The following is a 19,580-nucleotide window of genomic DNA, read 5'->3' on the forward strand; positions in this document are numbered from 1 at the left end:
GCGTATTCCGCTCCGTGTGCTTCCAGCAACCGCAGGGCCCTCGCACGGACCTCTGGATCGATTTTCTTGGGCATGTGCTCATCCTTCCTGACTCAGAAGGAAGCGGCATCAAACCTAGGGTGATTCAGTGGGCCACTCGGGTTCCGGTGGCGAGCCAGTGTGCGGGGCTCGAGTGTCCTTGTTTCAGGTTGAGGCCGCGGCGGGCGAAGTGGGCCAGCAGTGTGTATTTGTCTGCTGCGAGTCGGTTTTCGGTGTGGGTGAGCTCGACGATGGCGGAGCTGATTTCCTGATCGGTGAGCGTGTCGGCGCTGCGGTAGTCCCCCAACTTCTGCATGGGTAGGAAGCTACAACGCCCCACCGACAAGAACCGCTCGAGTCAATCTCACACCAAGTCCGGTCCGATGGTTCACTATTGGACCCATGGAATTCGGTGCTCACGCGCACGCCGTGCCGACACTCCCCGCGACTGGGAGCATCACTGCAATCGCAGCGGTACTGCTGACCGCGGGAGGTGAAGACGACAACTGGGAGGCCGAGGTGTTCGAGGCTCTGTCTCGGACGTCGTCGGCCACTCACCTGCACTTCGTCCTACCTCGGGCGACAAGCCTGGCACTGCACTTGGGCTGTTCCTTGTCTGGGGCGTTCGGCGCATTCACCGGCGAGGTACCGGTGAATGCAGATGCGGACACAGTCGTCGAAAAGCTTGCAGCTCAGCTTGTCTCGACTACACGAGGCTGGTCCTGGTCGCACAATCCTTCTGTTCTCGCGCGCGAGAAGAACCTGCGAGGGAAACCTTGCTACATCGTCGGATTCCGTCGCCGACCTTTGTGCGGACTGTGGTTGAAAGCTTTGCACTACAAACCGATCTCATAGCCCGTTATCATCTCGTTACCTTTCGGTTGCATCACCGTGATGAAACACGAGATTCCGAAGTTACCTTCGACTGACAGAGTTGATCTCGCCGGCAGGAAACCGGCACCAACTTCACGACACGAAGGACCAGCCGATGATTACCGCAACACATCCGTTGTCCGTCCACCCCGTCGCGATGTCGATGGATCAGCTCCACCGCTACACGGTCGATATCGAATCGTATTCCCCCAATTTTGCCATCCTGCGCGCATCCGGCGACCTCGACATGAGCGCACGGATGGCACTGATGGACAAACTCGAGCAACTGCTTGCCCTCGGAGCCGACGTCGTGGTCGACCTCTCGGGCGTGGCATTCATGTATTCCGGCGCAGCAAACGCCGTCATCGACGCAGCATCGGTGTCCGAAACCGTTGTGCGCATCTTCGCTCCCACCCGCCCCGTACGCATGATTTTCGAAGCTCTCGGCGCCCAGGATTTGATCGTCGACCACCTCCCCGGCCGATGACACCTCAGGAGCGGTCACCAGACGATCAGCTCGCCGACCAGGACGAACACATCGAGATCCGTGCGGCCGCGGAGTCGTCGTTCCTCCAGATGTTCATGGAAGCTCGGCCACCGAAGGGCGCTCACTGAGCAGTGCACCATGCCCCTGTGTATAGGGTACTATACGTATAGCTGACTATACATAGGGGGAACAGTGACCATCCGTTGGATTTGCGCATTACTGACCGCGCTCTCGACCGCTGCCGCAATAGCCACTGCCACATGGCTATTCACGCCCGTTGCCCCCGCCCTACCTGCGGCGGTATTCGGTATCTGCACTGTGCCGGCCGGCCTCGCCATCGGGTGGATCGTGTTTGTCGCTCCGAGAACGACTCCGCGACAGGGGCCGTCGGACGACGACGTCGAATCAAGATGGCTGAACACGGCAATGAGCGGAACCGCCACCGACTTGATCTGCGCCATCGGCCTCACGTTGGCCGCTGTGTCCGTCACCGGCGCCGAACCGCCGACACAACTCCTCCTGATCGGACTGCTGCTCTGCGCCCTCGCCTCGGCCACGGCCAGGTACACGCTGCAGCGTCGCCGCACCCTCTCAACCCAGACATGAAGAACGATGTACGACGCCGGCGTGCCGAAAAGGGTTGGTCTCAAGCCGAACTCGCCGAGAGGATCGACGTCACGCGGTTGACCGTCATCTCGATCGAGAAGGAACGTTACGACCCGAGCCTGCCGGTCGCATTCCGTCTAGCCGACGCGTTCGGCTGCACCATCGAGGATATGTTCGAGCCGGAGCCCTAGGACCGATCGTCGGAGCGTTTCAGATACTCCGCGGCACCGAGCACCAGAATCACACCGACCGCTGTCAACGTGATCTGCGCACGCGGGGCATCGACGTCGAGCACCACGATCTGCCACAGTATCCACCCGATCACCACCAGGCCGATCATGCCTGCGCCCACCCTCGACCGCGGGACGTCAACGATCACTGCTGCCGCGCACACCAACGGCGCCAGTCCGAGCGCGACGAGCACGAACATCCCCGAGTACCGGTAGTCCCATGTGTGCCACTCGGGCAACATGTCCACGCTCAGCCCGAGGGTCCCGCCCGACGGGTCGGAAACGAGGGCGATGCCGTTGAACAGGCCCGCCGCGCCCAGCGCGAGAAGAAGTGCCGCGGTCACGAGCTTTTTCACATTCTCACCCCTTCTGGGTACCGAGCAGACACTGAACATACCGCGCAGTTCCTTCCCTACGCGAACCACCACACCGGGTGGCAGTATCGACCCATGAACACATTCCAACGCGCTGCCGTCGGGTTCAACGCCCTCGTCCGCCCTCTGCTCAAGGCCCCGATCATCGGCAAATACATCTCCGGTGCCATCACCGAGATCACCTACACCGGCCGGAAGTCGGGCCGTACGTTCAGCATCCCCATCAGCTACAAACGTCGCGGCGACGAGGTGTCTGTAGCGGTGGCTTTTCCGGACAAGAAGGCCTGGTGGCGCAATTTCTATCCGGAAGGCGGGCCCATCAGTATCGAACTCGACGGCGTCCAACGATCAGGGCATGCCGTTGCGACCAGGAATGGAAACCAGGTGCTCGTCAAGATCCGGCTCACCGAGAACTAGCTATCCCCCCGGCTCATCGCCGTTCGATGGCGGCGGGAGCACCGGGATTGTCGAGGTTTTCACCGTTCTCGAACGGGAAACAGGGCGAGGACACTCCGACGCTGAGGTGGCCGTCGACGCTCAATTGCGCGATCACCTTGTAACCCTCGGGTGACACCACGCGCGTGGTGTCGCGGCCGTTTTCGGCGGAGTCGTAGACGTCCCATTCCCATTCACGCCAGCGGTCGAGCAGGGCCTGCGCATTGCTTGGCCCAGCGTTGCCCGTCACCCAGAACCTGGCCGTGAACCGTACCGGGCCTTCGACGGTCATATTGTCGTCGTAGCACGGCTCGAATCGTCCGAACATCATGTGTGCGTGCGGGAATTCGGGATGCACGCGCACCAGGGATACGCCTACAGGAAGCGCGGCCAACGATCTCGCCAGCGTCTGAATCGACTCTGTCAGCGCCACGTTCGACGTCAACGACTCGTTCATCGGGCAGGTCCTCGGCCGGCGATGATGCGGCCCATCGTGTCCAGGCTCGGACTCCAGGTTTCGAAGTAATCGCTGTGCAGCGACGGTGAGAAGTCGATGTCTCCGAGCCCTGGTATCGAGAAGGATGTTCCCGGTTCACTGTCGAACACTGTTGCTCCGAAATAGGGTGTGGTCGGGTCGAATCCGTGCGCTTCGGGCATCAGTTCGTCCCCCCAGGTCACCGGATCCGCTGCCGCGGCGGTGGCGAATATCCGTCGGCCGTTCTCGGAGGGGTCGACTCCGTCGAGGGTGAGTTCGTCGACGCGCCTGACTCCCACTCCCGGGCTTCCCACGAATACGACGTTGTCGACGGCGAGTGATGCGTTGTCGCGCATGGCGTGTCCGATGACGGTGCTGCCGTAGTCGTGTCCGATGACGGTGTTGTGGGACGGGGGCCCGAAATGTGCAGCCCGCAGGCCGTCCTGAAACCTGTCGAGTCTGGGCGCTCCGGCGTCGGCGTACTTTTCGGCGACGGTGTCGACCAAATCGGGTGGCGCGGTGTAGCCGAGCCACGCGACAACGGAATTGGGGCCCGCACTGTGTGCGTTGGAGCTGTCGAGGAGGCCGGCGATGCGGCTCATGTCGCCGCCGATGGTCGCGAGCGAGGACGAGGTGCCGGGCACATATGTGGCGACGTTGCCCGAGGTATCGGGGTTGCCCAATGCCAGTGCAGCCCTGCCGTTGTGGTCGATGTTCATCAGGAAGGTATCGACGCCGGCGCGGTCGAGGTGGCTTCTGACGGTGTCGTAGCCTGCGATGCTCCCGGCCATGGCCTCGCGTTCGTCGAGCCACCCAGAGTATTCGTCCGCTCGCTCCCCCCGCCGCGGCAGGTTCTCGTCTCGCATCCAGTCCGGGTGGCGAGACTCGATCAGGTTCAGATGCACCCGGGCATCGTCGACGAGGGTTCCGAGGTGCGCGAGGTTGTAGCGCGATTTGTCGACGGCGGGTAGGCCGTCGCGGTTGCCGATGGTGGGGTCCCAGGCGGCGAGACCGTCTTTCTCGGCGTCGGTCAGTCCACGCCAGAACTCGGCCATCGCTGCGGGTTCGTTGGGGAGCGGGGTATCACCGTCGAGCACGGCTCGCACCGCCCGGCTGTAGCCCTCGGAGGCAGCGGGCGCGTCGACGAGAGTGCGGATCGCATCGACGGCGTCCTGCAGCCGCGACGCCCACGCACAGTCGATGACGGCCGCGTCCGCCAACAGCGGCCGCAGAAGTGACTCGATGCCGTGCGCCCTGTCGTCGAAACTTGCCTGTAGAACGACGTCGAGGCCAATATCGCCGGTGGCGCTGGTCGGCGCGATGACGTGTCCGTTGTCGGCTACGTCGAAGCCCTCAGCGAGGGCTGTATCGACTGCAGCGACCACGGAATCTCGTATCGAGCCAAGCTCTCGGGCGGCGCTCCCGAACACTTTGGAGTACGTGTCGACGGCGGCGACGAGGTAGCTGCCAGCCATACGTTCAGCGAGTGTCCGTGCGGCGACGGCGACGGATGCGTCCCCTTCCCAGTTGGCGAGAGTGTCGCACGTGACCGATTCGACGTGTTTCACGGTGTCGTCGAACCTCTCGTTGATGTCGACGACGTCTGCAGCGACCTCGGTGAGTACGGACGTGGTCCATCCGCGCACCTGTGAGACCGAGGCCGCCATCATCTGCCGTTCAAGTACTGCGTCAGTTGCGCGCGGAATGCAGCTTCTGCCTGCTCGTAACTGTGGGCGCTGACCGTCGCGGCGTCGGCCATGTTCTGGATGCGTTCGGCCATCGCCTGGTACGCGGCCAGAATGGGGAGAGCAGTATTGGCCGCCGCGGCGCCGAACGCCGACTGGGGCATTGCGTTGGCACTGGGTTCGACCACGGCTACCGGGTCCAGTTCGCTGATGTCGTCGGCTCGGTCCGTGAGTCCCGACGCCAGCGCACGCAACGAATCCGAGTCGACTCTCAGCATTCTGCTCCCTCGATCGCAGTTGGCGCCGTCACCGCCCCTACATACAGCTTCGACGCACCAGGAGGGCAATCGGTTCCATCGACTTTCACTTGCCCCTCGCCGCATCTACAACGTCGCGCTAACGATCCACGGCGGATGGAACCGATTGGGCCGGTGGCGCGTCTAACCGATTGTGAGTCAATTGTGAACGTCGAATCGCTGGCTGTGACTGCCTCTTGGGCGTCGAGGGCCGAGACTGCGAGCGGCTGCGCCCGGCGTCTGCAGCAGTCGCTTCGCGACATCCCGTCGAAGGCTGCGGGTTGTTCCGGCTGGTTCACGATGCCGGAGAACATCACCGGCCGCGATGGTTTGATTCCGGTCACGGGCGATCTCGACGGCCTCACCGCGCTCGTCGAAGCCAGTGCCGTCCGCGGCCGCTCTGCCGGTGTCGTGCCGGGCGGTGGTTTCAGCCCCAGCCTGATCCGGCTGCACCACGACCGTCCGCTCCCCTATTCACTGAGCTGCGGGGTCACCTCTCGGCGCGGAAACCATCTTTCCCTAGATCTCGCCGACTCCCCATTCGGTGATCGGCACGATTCACCGTCGACGACGGTTGTCTCGGGCTCACTGAAAGCCGTCGTGTCGAGCTGGGAGCCCCAGCACGGAACCACCGTCTCCGAGAGGTTCCTGCGGGCACAGAAGCACAGGGCGGCCAACCGGGAAATCCCGGTCGGCTGGCTGACGTATCTGAGCGAGGACATCGAACTCGACAGTCGGGCAATGCCCGACGAGGTCTCGATCGAGAAGGTCGACGGCGGAATCTATCTGACGCTGCCCGGCCACCCCCAACATCCGAGCCTCGATGCGGCGCTCGCTGTTCGGCGGGCGTTGGGGTATGGCCGGTAAGCGCACTACCCGACCGGCACGAATCCCGCTCCCACTCCGCCCCGAGAGTTGAGTTGCGCCAACGATGCCGACGCCGATGCATAGGCCGTCGGGCTGAGCACCGGTACCGAATCCGCGTGGCTGGCGATACCCACCAACGTTGTACCGCTGACGAGGCCGGACCCGGAATCTGCCCAGAGTGTCGGCGTCGCCGTGAGGATGTCACTGTCCGCCCGCACCTCGAGTACGGTGCCGCAGGTGGTTCCGGTCGCTGCACCGCTCTTGCACACAGGTTGCCCCGGCACAGCATCACCGATGGAGGTGACGGTGACTCCTCCCGTCGACGGCACCGGGATCACCTTGGACGGGTCCAGTTCGATCACGCCGTAGTCGGGACCCCAGTGCGCGGAGACGGTGGTTCCTACCGGACCTGCCCCCGGATTGCCGATCAGCGTGACGGGCAGCCCGGGGCGGAGCACGCAGTGCCCTGCCGTCAGTCCGATGAGTCGGCCTGCGGCGTCGTATCCGACTGCGGCGAAGGAACATGCCGTCAAGTCGTCGAGCCCTCCGGTAGTGACGTATCCCGTTCCGGGCCCGACCACTGCACTCGGTGCTGCGGCTGCAGGCGCCGCACATGCGATGCCGACGACCGCAACACCGACAACTATTGCCGCAGTTCTCACTCTTTGTATCTTCTGGACGTGGGTGCGGTGCCATTCTGCGGCGTCGAGTCAGACGTGCGGGTTGAGACCGACGTCGACGCGGCACCGGCCGCTGATCTTGCGGCGCCATGCGCCGCGGTGGGTGCCTCGGGTGCAGCGGGTTCCGGAGTCGAACTGGTTCCATCCCATGCTGTCGACACCGTTCCCGGTGCTACAGGATGGGGTGTCTGACGAGGGATCGACTTGTCCGTCTCGTAGTAGTACGAGTAGTTGTCGCCGCCCTTGCGCCCGCTCGGCATCATCGTGAACACGGCGCCGAGGATGTGCGCGCCGATCGTTTCCAGGTTTCCGACAGCCCGGGCGACCTCGCTTTCGCTCGTATGTCCAAATCGCGCGACGATGAGCGCGCCGTCACTGTGGGTGGTGAGCAGCGCAGAGTCCGTCACGGGCAGCAGAGGTGCGCCGTCGACGATGACGTAGTCGAAGCGACCGCGCAGTTCCTCGATGATCCGCCTCGACGCTTCCGAGCCGAGCAGCTCGGACGGGTTCGGCGGCAGTGGACCCGACGCGAGCACCTCCAGGCCTTCGAAACTGGTGGGCTGCATCACGTCCGACAGGCCGGCTTGACCGGCGAGAACCGTGGACAGGCCGACGGAACCGATCAAACCCATGTATTTGGAGACGCGTGGGCGTCGGAGATCGCCCTCGACGAGCGCAACGTGGTGTCCGGCCTCGGCGAGTGCGAGCGCAAGGTTGACTGCCACGGTGGTCTTGCCTTCGGCAGGCACAGCGCTGGTGACGACGATGACGCGCGGCGGGTGATCGACTTCGAGGAACTGGAGGTTGGTGCGGAGCTCTCGGTATGCCTCGGCGCTCGGCGAGTGCGCGACGCCGAACTGAACGATCGCGGCTTCCTTGAGCGTCTTGTCGAAGGGCAGAGATCCGACGAGCGGTGTCTTGGCGACGGCTTCGAGCTTGCTACGCGACTTGATGGTGTTGTCGAGACGATCGCGCAGCACCGCCAGAGCGATGCCGAGCAGCAGGCCGACAGCCGCGCCCAGTGCCAGGTTGCGTGTGGTCTTCGGGCTGATCGGCGTCGCCGATTCCTGTGCCTGCTCCACCAGCCGGACTCCGGCTGCGGGTGATCCGCCGTCCTCGGGGGTTTCCAGCTCACGCACGAGAGTGGTCAGCTGGGTCGCCAGGGAGTTGGCGATGTCACGGGCCACAGCGGGTGAATCGTCGACGACGCAGGTGTCGAGCAACACGGTGTCCGGCGTGGATTTCGCCGTCACCTTCGAGGCAAGCGCAGACGGGGACATGTCGAGACCGAGCTCGTCGATGGTCCGTGCGGCGAGCGTCTCACCGGTAACGAGCTCGGAGTACGACGCAACGCGCTGCTGCGAGAACAGGTTGCCCTGGTAGGACTCGGTCACGGTCGATCCGCCCGACGTCGAGACGAAGACTCGACTGCACGACTGATAGGTCGGCGTCGTGAGCAGAGAAACAGCGAGTGCCCCCAGCACCGCGACTGCAACCGTTACGACGATGATCATCCATCGTGTTCGCAGGATCTGGAGGTAGTCCTGGATTTCCACTTGGGGCTCCCTAATGAGTTCGTAAGCTGTTCTATCGTTACATGCATCGGCCTTCTCGGTGCGTCAACTCATGCTCGTCGACTCCGGTTTCAGCGTGAATTGCACGACGTCTATCCGGCCGTCCTTGAAACGCGACGAGCATCCGGTGAGGTAGTGAATGTAGCGGTCGTAGTTCTCTTCCGACGACAGCTCGATCGCATCCTCGCGAGCAGCGACCAGTTTCTCGGTCCACTCGTCGAGCGTGCGCGCGTAGTGCGGGCCGAGTGCATGCTGGCGTTCGACACCGAAGCCTGCCTCCACGGACTTGGCGACCACCATGTCGGACTGCGCCAACTGGCCGCCGGGGAAGATCTCCCGCATGATGAAACGCACGAAGTGCGCGTCGTCTCGGGTGAAGACCACCCCGCTTGCCAGTACCTCCGCGATGGGTCTCATCACGATGGTATGCAACAACATTCGGCCGTCCGCCGGTAGCACCGAGCGGCACTTCTCGAAGAATGCCGAGTACCGTTGCCGCCGGAAGTGCTCGAACGCACCGATGCTGACGATGCGGTCCACCGGTTGATCGAATTCTTCCCAGCCCTGCAGCCGGATGTCGACGGTTCGGGTGCGCGGCTGGTCCGCAAAGACGGTGCGAGCATGGTCGAACTGATTCTGGCTCAGCGTCAGACCGATTACGTTCACGTCGTACTTCTCTACCGCCCGCTGCGCCAATGCTCCCCAGCCGCAGCCGATGTCGAGCAATGTCATGCCCGGTTGCAGATCCAGCTTTCCGAGAGCGAGGTCGATCTTGGCAATCTGCGCCTCTTCGAGCGTCATATCGTCGCGTTCGAAATACGCGCAGCTGTACGTCATGCTCGGATCGAGGAAAAGTCGAAAGAACTCGTCCGACAGATCGTAGTGAGCCTGCACGTTTTCCACGTACGGTTCGAGAGCTCTCATCGTGCCACTCCTTCCGTGACCGCTACTGTGCCGATTACTCGGCCTACTGCGCGGGCGCCTATTTCACCCAACATGTCCTCGTGCTCGACGTCGACGCGGTGGACCGTGATCGGCCCGTCGACGAAGTCGTTCCATTGGCCCGCACCGATCGAGTCCCGGGCGGCCATGTAGGTCATTTCGCCCTTGAATACCCGAGGCCGATACAACGACACCCACCTCGGCGCTTCGGCGACCGGGGCGTACATCTTCTCGAGGTGACCTGCACCAAGGAATCCGAGTTCACTTCTGTCGTAACGAAGTTGCGCCGCAATGCCTTCGAAGGAGCTGCCCGCGACTCCGAGTTGAGAAGCCAAATCTTCGATGCCGAACTCTGCCGCATCTGCGGGCGCCGACAGCAGTGAATCGACTTCCACGAGCATCGATATCTCTTCACCCTCGGCTTGCAATTCCGCTGCCACGGCGTGTGCGATGACGCCGCCGAGCGACCACCCGAGCAGGTGGTACGGCCCGTGGGCTTGAACGGCCCGAATTTCGCGGACGTACCGGCTCGCGAATTCCTCGATGGACGAAGGAGATTGCTCGTCGTCAGCGATGCCAGGTATCTGCAGCCCGTACACGGGGCGATCCGTCTCACCGAGCAGAGCCAGGTAACTCCACGCGATTCCGATGGCGGGGTGCACGCAGAACAGCGGCGCTCCTGTGCCATCAGCGCGTAGCGGCAACAGAACGTCGAAGACACCGCTCGTAAGATCACTATCGGCGGCAACACCGTCCGCTCCCGCCTCCAGCTTCGACGCAAGGGCCCCGACCGTCGGGAACATCAGCAGTGCGCTGACGGGAACGGGGCGTGAGAGCTCCTCCCCCAGTGCATCTGTCACCTGAACTACAGACAGCGAGTGCCCACCGAGATCGAAAAAGTTGTCGTCGACGCCGATGTTGCCGACCGGCACATCGAGCACGTCGGCGAAGGCGCTGCGAACGAGGAGTTCGAGCGGGGTCGACGGCGCGATCCACTCCGCCGACGGCAGCGACGGCGTCGGCAACGAGGCCACATCAACTTTGCCGGACAGCGTAATCGGAAGAGCATCGACGGCCGTCACCGTACTGGGAACCATGAACGCAGGCACTGTCCGAGCCAGGAAGGCTCGCACGGCGCGCGGTTCCGCATCCCCGACGACGTACGCCGCGAGTGTTCCTGCATGCCCGACGACGCAGGCCTGCTGGACATCAGGATGCCTCAGCACGGCGGCTTCCACCTCGGCGAGCTCGACGCGGTGTCCTCGAATCTTCACCTGGGAGTCTGCCCGGCCCACGAACTCGAGCTCGGAGCGTCCGTCCATCTCGATCCAACGAACGAGGTCGCCGGTGCGATACAGCCTTTCGCCAGGCGTTCCCAGTGCGTTGGCCACGAAGTGCGTTGCGCTCAGACCCGGCTGACCGATGTACCCCTGCGCGAGCCCTGCACCGCCAAGGAACAGCTCACCCACCACGTTGGCACCGACTGGACGCAGACGAGCGTCGAGAACGACGGCATCGAACCCTCGCACGGGCTCGCCGATGGTCACGACGCCTCCTCGCGGCTGCTTCGTCGTGCAGGTACCCATGATCGTTGTCTCGGTCGGGCCGTAGGCGTTGAACACTGCTCGGCCGGGCGACCAACGCTGCAGCAGCTGCGAATTCACGGCCTCGCCGGCCATGATGACAACGCGGAGGGACGGGGTGGCGTTCGGATCGGTCACCTGCAGAACCGTCGGCGTGAGGCACGCATGGGTGACGGAATGCTTGTCGATCAGCGCCTCGAGTTGGCGTCCGGCGTATACCTCGGCAGGCACGATCACTGCCGCCGCGCCTGCCCCGACGGCGAGGAGCATCTCGAACACGGAGGCATCGAAGCCGGGCGATGCGAAGTGGAGAACGCGTGAGCTGGGTTCGACGTCGAACAATTCTCGCTGGCTTTGGACCAGGTCGGCAATTCCTCGGTGCGTCACCCGCACACCCTTGGGTACCCCAGTTGATCCCGAGGTGTAGATGACGTAGGCGACACTGTCGAGAAGCTGTGGTAGGGAGAGGTTCTCGACGAGACTGGACGTCGCAGGCGTACCCTCCGACGGGCCCGCGATATCCAGCCAGCCCTCGTGCGCCGACGCGAAACCTGCCGATGCGATTCCGGTAGCAGGGCGAGCATGCGTCAAGATTTCCTCGACTCGGGCCGCGGGTTGTGTCGGGTCGATCGGCAGATACCCTGCGCCGGTCTTCGCCACCGCCCAGAGTGCGATCAGTAGCTCCGCCGACCGCGGCAGGGCGACCGCTACCACACTGCCCGATCCGACACCTGCCCGAATAAGACTGTTGCTCAAGCATGTTGACCGACGATCAAGCTCCTTGTAGGTCATCGACATGTCGCCGTCGATGACGGCGACATTGTCCGGCCATTGCACAGCGGCCCGCCCGAACAGCGCCCCGAGGGTGTAGTACTCGTCGGCTCCGTCGCGATGGCCAACAGCGTTTCGGTCGGCTACGACGAAGTCGACGCTTCCCAGTTCGACCTGGGGTGTGACTGCGATCAGTTCGAGCACTGCCGTCAACCGCTCGGCAAGGCCGATGCCGACAGAACGCGAAAACCGTTCCCCGGAGTAGCCGAGTCGTCCCAACAGGCCGTCGGCAGTGGCTTCGACGACCACTTCGAGGTCGAATTGCGTTGACGCGATTTCGATTCGACGCGGTGTCGAGGCATCGCCGCCCCATTCGAATGTCGGTGAGTCGAGCTGCCCGAATGCAAGCAGGACCTGAAACAGCGGGTGGCTGTCCACGGTGCGCGCGGGATTCACAGCATCGACGACCCATTCGAACGGCACCGATGCGTTGGCGAATGCGTCCAGGTCGCGATCTCGGACTTCGACGACAAACTCTTCAAACGTCATGGTCGGCGCAACGGCGGTTCGCAATACGACAGTGCCGACGAACATTCCGACGAGGTCGTCGAGCGCCGATTCGGTTCTTCCGGACACGGGCGTACCGATGGCGATGTCCTGGGTTCCGCTCGCCTCGGCCAGCACGGCGGCAAGGGCTGCATGCACCACGACGAAGACGGTAGCTCCCAGCCGGTGGGCCAGGGACCGTATGCCGGCGAGAGTGTCGGCGTCGACGCCGAACTCGATCGGTGTGGCGTCCTCAGCTGGATTCGGGGTACCCGTCGGGAGATCGAGGTACTCGGGCAGGCCGGCGAGGGCAACTCGCCAATAGTCGAGCTGTTCTGCGGCGACGGCGGCGAGGACGTCCTGCTGCCACACTCGGTAGTCCGCGTAATCGACTGCAAGCGGGGTGAACTCGGGGACGACCCCTGCGAACCGGGCAGTCAACGCTGCGTCGACATCACGAGCCAGCGGAGCGAGAGACAAGCCGTCGACGGCGATGTGGTGCGCGACGACGGTGAGCAGCAACTCGTCGCCGCGCCGGGTCACCGCCATCCGCACCGGCGGCTCGACCGTCAGGTCGAATCCTTCGGTCACCAGCGCTGCTGCATCCGAGTGCCGCTCGTTCATCGAAGAGACCACCGTCTCCGCGTCGATCAGCACGGCGGCGGGCCCAGCGGGGGTCGACGGGTAGACGGTGCGTAGCGGGATGTGCCGCTCCACGACGTCGGCGATGGCGGTGCGCAGGACATCGAGGTCCGTGTCGGGCGGCAGCGGCAGCTCGAAGGCGATGTTGTAGGCCGTCGAGGTCGGGTCGTACCGGTTCTGCACCCAGAGTCGGCGTTCGGCGGGCGCGAGAAGCGACTGAGCTCGGGCTCCGACGTCGTGCACCAACGCTGGCAGCGGTACGTATTCTTCTGACAGCTTCTCGACGGCGGCGGCGAGTAGGTGCGCGGTAGGTGATTCGAAGAGCGTTCGCACGGGAACGTGGGTTCCCAGTGCCGCGCCGATCCTCGTGGCGGCGCGGTTGGCCACGAGTGAGTCTCCACCGAGGACGAAGAAGTTCGAGTCCGCGGACGGATCGGACACACCGAGGGTGTCGGCGAAGATGCCGAGGATGACCTCTTCGGCCAGCGTCCGCACTGCGGTCGGATCTCCTGTGGCCGGTAGCGGCGACGGCAATGCTGCAACGTCGACCTTCCCGTTCGATGTCAGGGGAATCCGATCGATCGGTGTGATCACGGACGGCACCATGGCGAGCGGCAGCTTCTCGAGAAGCCACCGCTTGGCGGCCTGTTCGTCGAGGCCCACCACCCAGGCGAGGATTCTGTTGTCGTTCACTGATGCGACTGCGCCGCGCACGTCGGGATGCGCGGCCAGGGCAGCTTCGATATCGCCGAGTTCGATTCGCACGCCCCGTATCTGGACTTGTGTATCGATGCGGCCGCGGTAGTCGAGCACACCGCCGGCGCCGCGCCGGACGAGGTCGCCGGTACGGTAGACGCGCACACCGCCGGGCGCGGCCACGAAGCGTTCAGCTGTCAGCGCGGCTCCGGTGCCGTAGCCGCGTGCCAGCCCTGAGCCTCCCAGGTACAGCTCGCCGACACCGCCCACCGGAACCTGCTGCAGTCTGCGGTCGAGCACCTGGGCCGACACGTGATCGAGTGGGCGCCCGATCGTCACCGGACCGGCTGAATCGAGGGGGTCGGTCAACGTCGCGACGACGGTTGCCTCGGTCGGGCCGTAGGCGTTCAACATTCGGCGACCCGGAGACCACTCCCGGACCACGTCCGATCCGAGTACGTCGCCTCCCACCGCAATGGTGGTGATACCCGCGACGGGAGGGACGGTGGCCAGCACCGCAGGCGTCGACAGGTAGTGCGTCACCGACTGCTCGGTGAGGAAGCTCGCAATGGCGTCGCCCTCGACGAGTTCCGGTGGTGCGATCACCATGGTGGCCCCGCCCCCGAAGGCAAGAACGAGTTCGAGAATCGCTGCATCGAAGTTGGTCGAATATCCTTGCAGCACCCGAGAATCCGGAGTCACGCCGTAGCGCGGAACAACCTGTTCGGCAAGCGCATGAACGCTGCCGTGTGTCACGGTGACCGGTTTCGGGGTGCCGGTGGAGCCGGAGGTATGGATGACGTACGCCGGATGCTCGGGCAGCAGGTTCGCCGTGCGATCACCATCGGCGATGGGTTCGCTGCTGAATTCCGCGGCGTCGGACTCGTTGATCCAGCGGACGCCGGCCTCGGTGCCGCCGAACCCGAGTGTGATCCCGTCGAGCATGAGTTCTCTTCGGCTCGTGGGGTAGTGCGGATCGATCGGGACAAACGCTGCACCGGATTTCGCGACGCCGCACAATGCGACGATGTAGTCGGCCGACCGCTCCAGAGACAACGCGACGAGACTTTCCGCCCCGGCACCGAGCGAGATGAGCAGGCGTGCAAGCCTGTTCGAGCGCTGGTCCAGTTGGTGATACGTCACGCGCTCGACGCCGTCGAGCGCGACATCTCGAGCAGTCCCGAGTACGTCCACCAGAGTTCCGCGAGGCGCGGCGGCAGGCGCACGTTCCCGTTCTGCCACTGCCAGATCGCCGACGATCACATCAGGATTCTCGGCAACGGCGCTGATCACGCCGAGCAATACCTTCGCGAAACCGTCGACAGTGCTCCGGTCGTACAGGTCGACCGCGTATTCGATCTGCCCGGCCATGCCGTCGGCCGTTTCGGTGAGTACGAGGTTGAGGTCGAATTCGGAGGTGTGCGTCTCTACCGGGAGTACCGAGACCGGCAGATCCTCCACCGACTGGTGGGGCACGTTGTCGAACGCGAGCATGACCTGGAACAGCGGGTGTCGGTCGAGGGATCGGTCGGTTGCAAGCGCGTCGACGATCCGCTCGAACGGCAGGTCCGCATGCGCAAAGGCATCGAGGTCCGTGCGCCGCACGGCCGCGACGAGCTCGGTGAAGGTGCCGTTCGGATTCACCGTCACCGCCAGTGGAACCGTGCCGACAAACATGCCGACCATGTCATCGAGCGCCTCGTGTCCACGGCCCGCGGAGGGCGATCCGACGATGGTTCTTGGCGAGTCTCCGAAACGACTCAGCGCAGCGGCGAACGCGGCGTGGACCACCATGAAGGTGGTTGCGTTCAACGTCCGCGCAACGTCGCGGAGGCGCTCGTGAAGGTCGGCATCGACACGGAATGGCACACCTTCGGTGGTCATCGACTGCACTGCAGGACGCGGTCTGTCCGTCGGCAGTTCTGCCAGCATCCCGCCGGGCTCTCCCAATACCGTTGTCCAATAATTTAATTGCTCGTCCGCAACGGCGTCGACTACAGCCCGGTTCCACACCGCGTACTGGCTGTACTGAGCGGGTAAACGCGGCCACGTCGGCGCGTGCCCTGCGCTGCGGGCAGCATGCGCGATGGTGAAGTCACGCACCAGCGGGTCGATCGACCAACCGTCGATCGAGATGTGATGAAGAACGATGACCACAACAATCTCTGCTCGCCCCTCGGGCGCGAGGATGGCTGCGCGGATCGGCACTTCGGCTGCTACGTCGAATCCCGCTGCCGCTAAGGCGTCGATGGCGTCATCGAGATCAGTGACTGTCTGCGTGGGAATGTCGACGAGAACCGAATCCGACGGGCGCACCACCTGGCGTGGCCCGTTGCCGTCGTCGGGAAAGTAGGTGCGGAGCGATTCGTGACGTTCCAGCACGTCGCGCAGCGCGAACATCACCAGTACCGGATCGGCCTGTGCCTGCAGTTGCACCGCTACGGGCATGTTGTAGGCGGGCGAACTGGCGTCGAACTGGTTGAGGAACCACATCCGTTGCTGGGCGTAGGACAGTGGTATCCGCTCGGGCAGAACAGTGTCCAATAGCTGAAGCGACACGGGCTGGGCCAGAGAACTGTCGATCGCGGCCGCCACCGCTGCGACGCTCGGAGCGTCGAACAGCGCGGGTAGCGACACCGCGGTACCCAGCCTCGCCAGTACGCGCGTCGCGCTCAGTGAATCGCCGCCGAGTTCGAAGAACGTGTCCTCGCGACCGACACGTTCGGCACCCAGAACCTCCGAGAACACGGCTGCGACCAGACGTTCCGTGTCGGTCCGGGGTTCGACGAATTCTCTGGCCACCGAGAAGGACGGCGTCGGTAGTGCACGTCTGTCGAGCTTTCCGCCCGCGGTCATCGGCATCGCTGCAAGTACGACGATGTGGCGTGGAACCATCCATCCGGGAAGGTGGTCACGCAGGTGTGCGTCCAGGCCGTCACTCGTGCCGGTGACGTAGAGAATCAGTCGATCCTCACGGACCGCGGCCGTCGCAGCGGTCACGCCCGAGAAACTTGTTGCTGCCGCTTCGATTTCACCGAGTTCGAGGCGGCGGCCCTGCAGCTGTACCTGCGAGTCGCTGCGGCCGAGGTATTCGAGGGTGACTCCATCGATGGACCGTCGAACAACATCTCCGGTTCGATACAGCCGCACACCACCTGGGCCGGCAACGAACCGCTCCGCTGTGAGACCGGCCTGGCCGTCGTATCCTCGGGCGATGCCGTCGCCGCCGAGGTAGAGCTCGCCGATTCCGCCGCTCGGCGCGGGCCGCAGGTGGGAGTCGAGTACCGCAGCGCGCACTCCCGGCAGCGGTCCGCCGATGGTGATGCGCTCCCCGGCAGCCATCGGCGCCGACACCGTCGCCACGACCGTTGCTTCGGTGGGCCCGTATGCGTTGAGCATGGTCCGCTCGGTCGAGGCGAATCGGTCGCGGAGTGCGGGTGGGCATTCTTCACCGCCGACGTCGAACACTTCAACCGAATCCAGGTCGCTTGGGGCCAGGGTCGCCAACACCGTCGGCGAGGTCACGAGGTGCGTGATGCGCTCGCTGGCCAGTAGTTCGGCCAACGCGGGACCGGCGTACACGTCCGCGGGAGCGATCACCAACGTTGCACCCGCCGAGAACGCCATCAGAATTTCCTGCACGGACGCGTCGAACACCGGGGACGCGAGGTGTAGCACGCGCGACCGCCCGGTCACCCCGTACCGTTCGATCACGTTTGCGGCGAGCTGAGACAGCCCGTCGTGAGTGATGCTGACGGCCTTGGGTTTTCCGGTGGAACCGGAGGTGTGGATGACGTAGGCCTCGTTGTCGAGATCGACTTCCGGCAGCTGATGCTCATTCAGGACAGGTTGGGCAGCGAGAAGATCCTCCACGGCGATCCAGGTACCGGGGAGTGCTTCGACCTTTGCCCGGCTGGTCATCCCGAACCTTACGTTCGCATCCCGCATCAGCGATGCGATGCGATCGGCGGGATCCGCCGGGTCCATCGGCACGAACGATGCGCCTGCAGTCGCGACGGCCCACATGGCCAGCACGGAGTGATACGAACGGTCGAGCGCCACCGCTATGCGCACCTCGGGAGCAGCGCCACGCGCAACAAGCTGGGCAGCAACGTCTTTCGACACGTTCGTCAACTCGGAGGCTGAATGGTCGACGCCATCCGCGCAGATGACGGCAGTGCTCGCGAGCAGAGTCGTCAGTAATTGAGGAGCGGCGGTGCGGGTGTCGGCCAGTTCGATGTCCGCAGGCACGGCGCCCTGCACCTGCAGGTCCGATACCGACAGTCCGTCTGGCGCCTCGACCACTGCGCGGAGCAGATCCAGGAAGCGAGCGTGATGCGCTGCTAGCTCTTCGGTGCTGTACACGGCAGGGTTGCCGAGGAAGTCGACGCGGGTGCTGGCGCCTGCAACTCCGGGGTAGACGTTGACCATCATGTCGTCGATCGGTCCGCTGGAGAGCACACGGTACTCGCCGATGACGTCGCCGAGCCGAATTGTGCTGTTGTACATCATGATGTTGACCGTCGGACCGAATACTCCGCGCCCAGCAGCACTACTGACACTGCTTCCGGCGGAACGCTGCATGTCTTCGACGCGGAACCTCTGATGCCGCAGGGCTCCGGTGAGTTCCACCTGGATACGTCGTAGAAGTTCCTCGACGGTCACGCCGGACTCGACGCCGATGCGCAGTGGCACGATGTTGGACATCATTCCGGAGGAGTCGCGCAGTTTGGTTGTGGCTCTGCCCGATACGGGCAGGCTCAGCATGACGTCCTCGGTGTCGGTCATTCTGGCGAGGTAGAGCGAGAAGGCGGCAAGCACCACCGGGACGTCCGAAGAGTTGTAGCGGCGGGCAACGTCAGCCATCGCCGCGGAGATCTCGGGGTCCAGTACGTCGCCGACGCTCACCGAGACCCTGCTGGGGACGGCGCCGGATCGCGGCGTTCCAGCGAGTCGCGGCGCTTCGGAGTGTCCATCGAGGCGGCCGAGCCAGTATTGGCGGTCGGTCTCGTAACGCGAGGATCCAGGGTAGGCCACCTCGTAGTCGTAGATCTCGCGGACACTGACAGCCCGTGTCTTGCGAAGCTCGGTTCCGGTGACGATCGCCGTGTAAGCCGCTGCGGTGCGCTCCTGCACGGAAATCGCACCGAGTCCGTCCATGACGACGTGGTGCGCACGGCTGTACCAGAAATAGTGCGCGTCACCGACCTGAATGATCTCGGAGACGATGAGTTGATCGCGAACGAGGTCGAGGGGCTTTTTGTAGTGCTCGTCCATGTACTGCTGCGCATAGGCGACGGGATCTACTTCGCCTCGTAGATCGCGGTAGGTCATGGCGTAGGGAACGTTGTCGTCGTATCGCTGCAGTGGTTGGCCGTCGATCTCGGTGAGCCGCACCCCGGGCGACTCGAGGTCGCGGCAGGCGATGTCGGTGGCGCGGATCAGCGTGGCGGGGTCGATGTCGCCGTGGATTTCCACGTACTGCGCGACGGTGAACGGTACTTCCGGAGCGAGCTTCTGCGCGAAGTAGATGTTCATCTGGGCAGCGGAGAGCGGAAAGTAGCCGTGGTCGATGTCGGGACCGGCAGGAGTGGAACCTGCAGAATGACCCGAACCGAACGCTCTTACCTCTGGCACCTGCTACCCCTCTTCAACGGTCACCGACGACGGGTTGATGGTGGTTCCACCGATTGTCGCTCAGCACCGTTGATCTCAGCGCCCCCTCGGTACAAACTAGTGGATAGGCGCTCTCTGCTCCACTTTGCCGGAAATGGTCCGGATATATTTCGACTATGTAACG

At 64.1% G+C, this 19,580-nt stretch carries 15 protein-coding genes; 6 read left to right on the forward strand and 9 right to left on the reverse strand.

The genetic code is table 11. The features are described 5' to 3' along the window. Positions 1 to 124: 124 nt before the first annotated feature. Complete coding sequence (locus QMK17_RS23830; RefSeq protein ID WP_283511769.1) at positions 125 to 334, reverse strand: hypothetical protein; 210 nt, start codon at positions 332 to 334, stop codon at positions 125 to 127. Between the two features lie 86 nt (positions 335 to 420). Between QMK17_RS23830 and QMK17_RS23835 the strand changes: the two genes are divergently transcribed. The 4 genes from QMK17_RS23835 to QMK17_RS23850 all read left to right on the forward strand — a co-directional run bounded on the left by QMK17_RS23835 (position 421) and on the right by QMK17_RS23850 (position 2,175). After that, positions 421 to 873 carry a hypothetical protein gene (locus QMK17_RS23835; RefSeq protein WP_283511770.1) on the forward strand — a complete coding sequence of 151 codons (453 nt, stop codon included), beginning with the start codon at positions 421 to 423 and terminating at the stop codon, positions 871 to 873. Between the two features lie 133 nt (positions 874 to 1,006). After that, positions 1,007 to 1,378 (forward strand): STAS domain-containing protein, encoded by a 372-nt coding sequence (locus tag QMK17_RS23840; protein ID WP_283511771.1) that lies wholly within the window; start codon positions 1,007 to 1,009, stop codon positions 1,376 to 1,378. Positions 1,379 to 1,570: 192 nt separating this feature from the next. Beyond that, positions 1,571 to 1,984, forward strand: a complete 414-nt coding sequence (locus QMK17_RS23845) for a hypothetical protein (protein WP_283511772.1) — start codon at positions 1,571 to 1,573, stop codon at positions 1,982 to 1,984. Next, positions 1,981 to 2,175, forward strand: a complete 195-nt coding sequence (locus QMK17_RS23850) for a helix-turn-helix transcriptional regulator (protein WP_283511773.1) — start codon at positions 1,981 to 1,983, stop codon at positions 2,173 to 2,175. Before QMK17_RS23845 ends, QMK17_RS23850 begins: the two co-directional genes overlap by 4 nt. Here the strand turns inward: QMK17_RS23850 and QMK17_RS23855 are convergent. Then, a complete protein-coding gene (locus QMK17_RS23855; RefSeq protein WP_283511774.1) occupies positions 2,172 to 2,570 on the reverse strand; it encodes a hypothetical protein in 399 nt (132 codons plus the stop codon). The two genes, QMK17_RS23850 and QMK17_RS23855, sit on opposite strands and share 4 nt — an antisense overlap. Positions 2,571 to 2,663: 93 nt before the next feature. Between QMK17_RS23855 and QMK17_RS23860 the strand changes: the two genes are divergently transcribed. Next, positions 2,664 to 3,005 (forward strand): hypothetical protein, encoded by a 342-nt coding sequence (locus QMK17_RS23860; RefSeq protein ID WP_283511775.1) that lies wholly within the window; start codon positions 2,664 to 2,666, stop codon positions 3,003 to 3,005. A gap of 13 nt (positions 3,006 to 3,018) precedes the next feature. On the opposite strand, the gene QMK17_RS23865 is transcribed toward QMK17_RS23860, so the two are convergent. Genes QMK17_RS23865 through QMK17_RS23875 form a run of 3 tightly spaced genes read right to left on the reverse strand, consistent with a single transcriptional unit; the run spans position 3,019 to position 5,461 of the window. Beyond that, entirely contained in the window at positions 3,019 to 3,480 is a 462-nt protein-coding gene (locus tag QMK17_RS23865; RefSeq protein ID WP_283511776.1) for a hypothetical protein, read from the reverse strand. Continuing rightward, positions 3,477 to 5,168, reverse strand: a complete 1,692-nt coding sequence (locus tag QMK17_RS23870; protein ID WP_283511777.1) for an alpha/beta hydrolase — start codon at positions 5,166 to 5,168, stop codon at positions 3,477 to 3,479. The genes QMK17_RS23865 and QMK17_RS23870 overlap by 4 nt, the downstream gene beginning before the upstream one ends. Further along, complete coding sequence (locus QMK17_RS23875; protein ID WP_283511778.1) at positions 5,165 to 5,461, reverse strand: hypothetical protein; 297 nt, start codon at positions 5,459 to 5,461, stop codon at positions 5,165 to 5,167. The genes QMK17_RS23870 and QMK17_RS23875 overlap by 4 nt, the downstream gene beginning before the upstream one ends. 204 nt (positions 5,462 to 5,665) lie before the next feature. Between QMK17_RS23875 and QMK17_RS23880 the strand changes: the two genes are divergently transcribed. Further along, on the forward strand, positions 5,666 to 6,346 hold the full coding sequence (locus QMK17_RS23880; protein WP_283511779.1) for an Imm52 family immunity protein: 681 nt from the start codon (positions 5,666 to 5,668) through the stop codon (positions 6,344 to 6,346). 5 nt (positions 6,347 to 6,351) lie between these two features. Here the strand turns inward: QMK17_RS23880 and QMK17_RS23885 are convergent, their stop codons facing one another. The 4 genes from QMK17_RS23885 to QMK17_RS23900 all read right to left on the reverse strand — a co-directional run bounded on the left by QMK17_RS23885 (position 6,352) and on the right by QMK17_RS23900 (position 19,417). Beyond that, positions 6,352 to 7,008, reverse strand: a complete 657-nt coding sequence (locus QMK17_RS23885) for a hypothetical protein (protein ID WP_283511780.1) — start codon at positions 7,006 to 7,008, stop codon at positions 6,352 to 6,354. Next, on the reverse strand, positions 7,005 to 8,582 hold the full coding sequence (locus QMK17_RS23890) for a polysaccharide biosynthesis tyrosine autokinase (RefSeq protein WP_283511781.1): 1,578 nt from the start codon (positions 8,580 to 8,582) through the stop codon (positions 7,005 to 7,007). Before QMK17_RS23890 ends, QMK17_RS23885 begins: the two co-directional genes overlap by 4 nt. Before the next feature lie 63 nt (positions 8,583 to 8,645). Further along, complete coding sequence (locus QMK17_RS23895) at positions 8,646 to 9,524, reverse strand: cyclopropane mycolic acid synthase family methyltransferase (RefSeq protein WP_283511782.1); 879 nt, start codon at positions 9,522 to 9,524, stop codon at positions 8,646 to 8,648. After that, positions 9,521 to 19,417, reverse strand: coding sequence for a non-ribosomal peptide synthetase (locus QMK17_RS23900; RefSeq protein ID WP_283511783.1), 9,897 nt, complete (start codon positions 19,415 to 19,417; stop codon positions 9,521 to 9,523). Before QMK17_RS23900 ends, QMK17_RS23895 begins: the two co-directional genes overlap by 4 nt. Between the last annotated feature and the right edge of the window lie 163 nt (positions 19,418 to 19,580).

It is taken from the genome of Rhodococcus sp. G-MC3, assembly GCF_030063335.1.
Taxonomy (GTDB): domain Bacteria; phylum Actinomycetota; class Actinomycetes; order Mycobacteriales; family Mycobacteriaceae; genus Rhodococcoides.

Bases quoted from the DNA above. Each gene is read 5' to 3' on its own strand.
- QMK17_RS23835 (WP_283511770.1), top strand. From the start codon at position 421: ATGGAATTCGGTGCTCACGCGCACGCCGTGCCGACACTCCCCGCGACT.
- QMK17_RS23850 (WP_283511773.1), top strand. From the start codon at position 1,981: ATGAAGAACGATGTACGACGCCGGCGTGCCGAAAAGGGTTGGTCTCAA.
- QMK17_RS23865 (WP_283511776.1), bottom strand. From the start codon at position 3,480: ATGAACGAGTCGTTGACGTCGAACGTGGCGCTGACAGAGTCGATTCAG.
- QMK17_RS23870 (WP_283511777.1), bottom strand. From the start codon at position 5,168: ATGATGGCGGCCTCGGTCTCACAGGTGCGCGGATGGACCACGTCCGTA.
- QMK17_RS23895 (WP_283511782.1), bottom strand. From the start codon at position 9,524: ATGAGAGCTCTCGAACCGTACGTGGAAAACGTGCAGGCTCACTACGAT.
- QMK17_RS23860 (WP_283511775.1), top strand. From the start codon at position 2,664: ATGAACACATTCCAACGCGCTGCCGTCGGGTTCAACGCCCTCGTCCGC.
- QMK17_RS23840 (WP_283511771.1), top strand. From the start codon at position 1,007: ATGATTACCGCAACACATCCGTTGTCCGTCCACCCCGTCGCGATGTCG.
- QMK17_RS23875 (WP_283511778.1), bottom strand. From the start codon at position 5,461: ATGCTGAGAGTCGACTCGGATTCGTTGCGTGCGCTGGCGTCGGGACTC.
- QMK17_RS23830 (WP_283511769.1), bottom strand. From the start codon at position 334: ATGCAGAAGTTGGGGGACTACCGCAGCGCCGACACGCTCACCGATCAG.